4 protein-coding genes are annotated in these 4965 nt (G+C 69.6%); 2 read left to right on the forward strand and 2 right to left on the reverse strand.

What is annotated here, in order from left to right:
• The first annotated feature begins 61 nt into the window (after positions 1 to 61).
• Entirely contained in the window at positions 62 to 1171 is a 1110-nt protein-coding gene (locus G3N94_RS39585; protein ID WP_205799634.1) for a glycosyltransferase family 9 protein, read from the forward strand.
• Positions 1172 to 1313: 142 nt separating this feature from the next.
• Positions 1314 to 2516, forward strand: coding sequence for a glycosyltransferase family 9 protein (locus tag G3N94_RS39590; protein WP_205799635.1), 1203 nt, complete (start codon positions 1314 to 1316; stop codon positions 2514 to 2516).
• Positions 2517 to 2605: 89 nt separating this feature from the next.
• Here the strand turns inward: G3N94_RS39590 and G3N94_RS39595 are convergent, their stop codons facing one another.
• Both G3N94_RS39595 and G3N94_RS39600 read right to left on the reverse strand, forming a co-directional pair.
• Positions 2606 to 3886, reverse strand: a complete 1281-nt coding sequence (locus tag G3N94_RS39595; RefSeq protein WP_205799636.1) for an O-antigen ligase family protein — start codon at positions 3884 to 3886, stop codon at positions 2606 to 2608.
• Between the two features lie 134 nt (positions 3887 to 4020).
• On the reverse strand, positions 4021 to 4863 hold the full coding sequence (locus tag G3N94_RS39600; RefSeq protein ID WP_205799637.1) for a glycosyltransferase: 843 nt from the start codon (positions 4861 to 4863) through the stop codon (positions 4021 to 4023).
• Positions 4864 to 4965: the final 102 nt, after the last annotated feature.

The following is a 4965-nucleotide window of genomic DNA, read 5'->3' on the forward strand; positions in this document are numbered from 1 at the left end:
TGAGATCGCGTACTGAGCAGGCGGCACGCGCTCGAAAATACAGACCGTCATGACAGCAAGAATGGCCAACGACAATTCGACGGCGCGGATCCTCGTGATCCGGATAGATTTTCTGGGCGACATGCTGTGCACGACGGCGTTTCTCGGCGCGCTGAAGCAGCGCTGGCCCGGCGCGGAGCTGCACGTGGTCGCCAACACGTACAACGCGGGCGTACTGGCCGGCAACCCGGACGTGCACACGGTGCACAAGTACGTGTACAGCCGGCAATGCGAGCGTAACGACCGTCCCGGCCGGTGGCGGGCCATCGTCGACCGGCTGCGGCTCGTGCGCCGCCTGCGCCGCCTGCGTTTCGATCTGGTAGTGGTCCCCAACGGCGGGATGCACCGGAGCAGCGTGCAGTTCGCGCGGCAGCTCGGCGCGAAGGATTGCCGCTGGCACGACGCGGGGTCCGAGTTCGACGACCGCCAGCCCGAGCATGTCCGCACCCGGCCCATGCGCCATGAAGCATTGTCCGGATTCCAGCTCGTGCCCGAACTGGCGCGAACCGATGTCGAAGGTCTCGCGCTGTTCGCGTACCCGAACCGCGCGCGGCAGGACGTGTGGCATCGCCTGCTCGGGCCGCGCACGCTGCCGCGGGTCGGCCTGTTCGTATCGAACAAGGCGGCCGAGCGACGCTGGAGCGGGGACAAATGGCGGGACCTGAGCCGGCAGCTCGGCGGGCTCGCCGACGTGATCGTGTTCCGCGATCCGGCGGGCGCGGACGATCTCGACGCGTGGCGCGACGTGGCCGTGCGGCATGTCGCGCCGGCATCGGTCGCCGATCTGACTGCGGCCGTGAGCCTGCTCGACGTCGTCGTATCCGCCGACAGCGCACCGGTGCACCTGGCGTCGGCACTCGGCGTGCCGGTCGCCGCGTTGTTCGAGGACCGGCCGGAAAAATACCTGCGCTGGCATCCGCTCGGCGTGCCGCATGTGCTCCTGCGAGCCGGAGCGGCGGTCGACGCGATTGAAGTCGACGCGGTCGAGCGGGCGGTTCGTCATCTGCTCCAGCACACCGAGCGCGGCGACGTCGCGGCTGACGATCCGGTTCTCGGGATGCCGGCGCAGACTGCAACGACTGCAACGATTGCACCGAACGCAACACCCATATCGGCAGCAACCGCTTCGTAACTCGCGCTCGCCCGCCGCGCGGCGGGCCGGATTCCCGCCGCGCCGCCGCCCCCACCTGGCCTCAACACGGCCCGCGCCGGTTGCCGCAAAATCCTGTACATTGCCAGCCTTGTTCGCCAGCCAGATAGACGGATCGATTGCCTTGGCCCTGTTTTCTCCCGCCCGCCCGCCCAGAACCATCCTCGTTGCAGCACCGCGCCGCATCGGCGACGTACTGCTGACGACACCGCTCGTGCGCTCGCTGAAAGCCCGCTGGCCGGACGCGCAGATCGACATGCTGGTGTTTCGCGGCACCGAGAGCGTGCTCGAGCACAATCCGGACCTGCGCCGCGTGATCGTGGTCGCGCAGCGCGCCGGGTTCCGCGAACGGCTGCGCGATGCGCTGTCGATGTGGCGCCGCTACGACCTTGCGTGCGCGGCGCTGAGTTCCGACCGGCCGCGCTTCTATAGCTGGTTCGCGGGCCGCAAGCGGGTCGGCCTCGTCGATCCGGACCGCGTCACCTGGCTGACCCGGATGATGCTGCACGGCATCGCGATCAACCATCACCAGTCCGCGCACACCGTCGTGAGCACGCTGGCGCTCGCGCCCGTCATCGGCATCGAGCCGGTCTCCGAAGTCGTCGCGCCCGGCATCGGCGACGATCCCGCGCGCCGCGCGCGGTTCGACGCGTGGCTCGCCGAGTCGCCCGCGGTGCGCGACGGCAAGCCGCTCGTCGTCCTGCATCCGTATCCGATGTTCCGCTACAAGCAGTGGCGCTCCGACGGTTGGGTCGAGATGATCGACTGGCTGCGCGCCCATGGATTCGCGGTCGCGCTGTCCGGCGGCCCGGCCCAGGGCGAGCGCGATTACGCGGCGCAGGTGGCGGCCGACGCGGGCGGCGACGTGCTGAATCTCGTCGGCCGCCTCACGTTCGGCGAGAGTGCGGAACTCGTGCGGCGCGCGCGGCTGTTCATCGGGCCCGACACGGGCGCGACACACGTCGCCGCGGCCACCGGCACCGACACGATCGCGCTGTTCGGGCCGTCCGATCCCGTGCGCTGGGGGCCATGGCCGCAGCACTGGCCCGCGACCGAGAATCCGTGGCCGCTGCGCGGCTCGGGCCGGCACGGCAACGTCTATCTGCTGCAGGGAGAGGGCGATTGCGTGCCATGCCGGCACGAGGGCTGCGAGCGCCACGTCGACAGCCGCAGCGACTGTCTCGTCAACCTGAGTGCGCAGCGCGTGAAGGCCGCGGCGGCCGAGATGCTCGGGTTCGCTGCGCCGGACGTGACGGCCGTCGTCGACACGTCGCGGCTGGGCCGCGACAACGCGAGCCGGGCCGCGACCGGTACGGCAAAAGACTAATCAGGGCGTCCGGCATGCCCGGCCGGCCTGAGCGCGGCGGCTTGCGGACGCTTCATTGACGTTATTCGGCGCGACCGGCGCGCGCCGCATCAGGCGCTGCGCCGGATCGCCGACGTTTCGCGCGGCAGCACGGCGCCGCGCTCGCTGCAACCGAGCAGGATGCCCGCGAGCAGCACGATCAGGTGACCTTCGGCGAAGTCGAGCAGCAGCGAATTCGCGAGGCTGCCGATCGCGAAGATCGCGAGCCATGCGAGCAGCAGGTGCCGGGAGCGCGGATCGAGGGCGCGGCTGCCGCGTGCGATCTGCACGATCAGGTTGATGAACAGCAGCACGCCGACCGTGCCGAGCTGGACGGCCATCAGCAGGTACTCGTTGTGCGGGTTCGACGTGAGCTGGCCTTCGGCGGCGGTCTTGCCTGCGGTCAGCTTCTGGAACTCGAACTCGAGGCCGCCCGCGCCATAGCCGATCACCGGCCGCGCGCGATACAGCTCGAGCCCCTTCTTGTACCACTCGAGCCGCAGCCCGGTCGACGTGGCCGCATCGCTCTGCCGGTATTGCTGCACTTCGGACACGACCTTCACGAGCCGGCCGTTGTGGATCGTGCACGCGGCGACGACGAGCGCCGCTGCCGCGACGACCAGCGCGCCCGCGGCAAGGCCCGCGCGCAGCGCCGAGCGCTTGCGCAGCACGAGCACGAAACGCAATGCGACGACGAGAATCAGCAGCAGCGCGATGACCTGCCCCGTGCGTCCCTGCAGCATCACGAACACATTGACGAGCGACCATGCGGCGATGCCGGCGAACGCGGCACGGGACAGCGCCGTGCGGGCCGTCAGCGCGAGATCGGCCGCCTGGTAGAACAGCAGCGCGCCGAACATGGCGGCCGCGATGTGATTCTTGAACACCCACGCGCGCGACAGCGGCAGCTCGGTCGCATGCGCGGGCCCGATCGCGGTGAGCCCGAGGTAGTTCGTCGTCGACAGCACGAGGATCACGCACAGCGTGCCGAACCAGCAGCGCCGCACGATCGGCGCCCAGTTCGAATGGCGGAACGCGAGCACGGCGAACGGTAGCAGCAGCAGCTTGTCGTACTTCGCGACCCAGCCCCACGCCTTGTCATGCGGCGCGACGGTGTACGCGACGCTGGCGGCCAGCGCGGCCATCAGCAGCAGCGCCGCGAGCGACGCGGGGTCGGTGACGAACGAGCGCAGGTCGCGCCAGAATTCGGGCGTGATCACGAGCGCGACCGCGAACAGCGCGCAGAACACGTTCGTCAGCGCGGTCGAGACGGGCACCATGCATAGCGCGGCGACGGCGAATGCGCGGGCGGCGGTCAGGCGCCGCGAAGCGGGAGTGGCAAACGAAAGCATCGAAACCTGTCGGATAGGCGGTTGCGGCATGCGGGCACGATGCGGCGCGCCACGCGTCCCGGCGGCACACGCGGGGACAAACCGCGCAGTATACGCGAACCACCGGGCATTTCCGTGGGGTTTCGGGGGACGGTTCAGCTGAACGCGCGCTTGATCCTGGAGCGCAGCAGCGCGCGCTTGAGCCGGCCCTCGACGGCCGGCGTGTCGAGCGCGACGCGCGTGCCGGCCGGCTCGCCGCGGTGCAGGTAGTAGCGGTCGAAGGTCGCCTGCGTCATGCCCCATTTGTTGAGGAACTGGCGGCGGCCGTCGTTCTTGACGATCTTGCCCGTGCTCTTCTGCTGGAAGTGGTAGACGAGGCTGTCGCCGACGCCGACGAAGATCCGGCAGCCGGCGTCCCAGAATTTCATCGAGAAGTCATTGTCGCTGCTCATGCCGGGCGACAGCTCGCTGCTGTAGCCGCCGATGCGGTTCCACCAGTCGCGGTGCACGAGCGTCGGCGGCCAGGTCGAGCCGAGCCAGTCGGCGCGTACGAGCGTCGGTGCGGCCGCGACGAGGCCCGCCGCGTCGAAATGCTCGGCGTCCCGGCCGAAATTGCCGACGACGACGCACGGATTGCGCGTGTCGACCGGCTCGACCATCGTGCCGGACAGCATGAACAGGTCGGTCGGCATCTGGCCGATGCGGCGCACGAGCGCCGCATCCCAGCCGGGGCAGCAGAACATGTCGTCGTTCATGTAGACGACGTAGTCGCGCGTCGCGCGCGACGCGGCGAGGTTCACCGCGTGGCAGATGCCGATGTTGGCCGGCGATGCCGTGTATTCGATGCCTTCGCTGCGGACCCAGTCGAGCGTGCCGTCCGAGCCGTCGTTCACGTGCACGATGATCTGGTGCTCGTACGCGGAATGCCGACGCAGGCTGTCGATGACGAGCTTGAGGTACGGCAGGTTGTTCCAGGTCGGGATGATGATGGAGAACATGGCGGTCGGAATCGGTGGTCGTCGTGTCGGGCGGCGCGCGGCGCGGCCTCGTCGGCGCGCGCCTGGCGCGCGGGCAGCCCGGCATTGTACCGCCGCCGCGCG

Origin of the sequence: Burkholderia sp. Ac-20353, from assembly GCF_017104785.1 — a bacterium.
Taxonomy (GTDB): Bacteria; Pseudomonadota; Gammaproteobacteria; order Burkholderiales; family Burkholderiaceae; genus Burkholderia.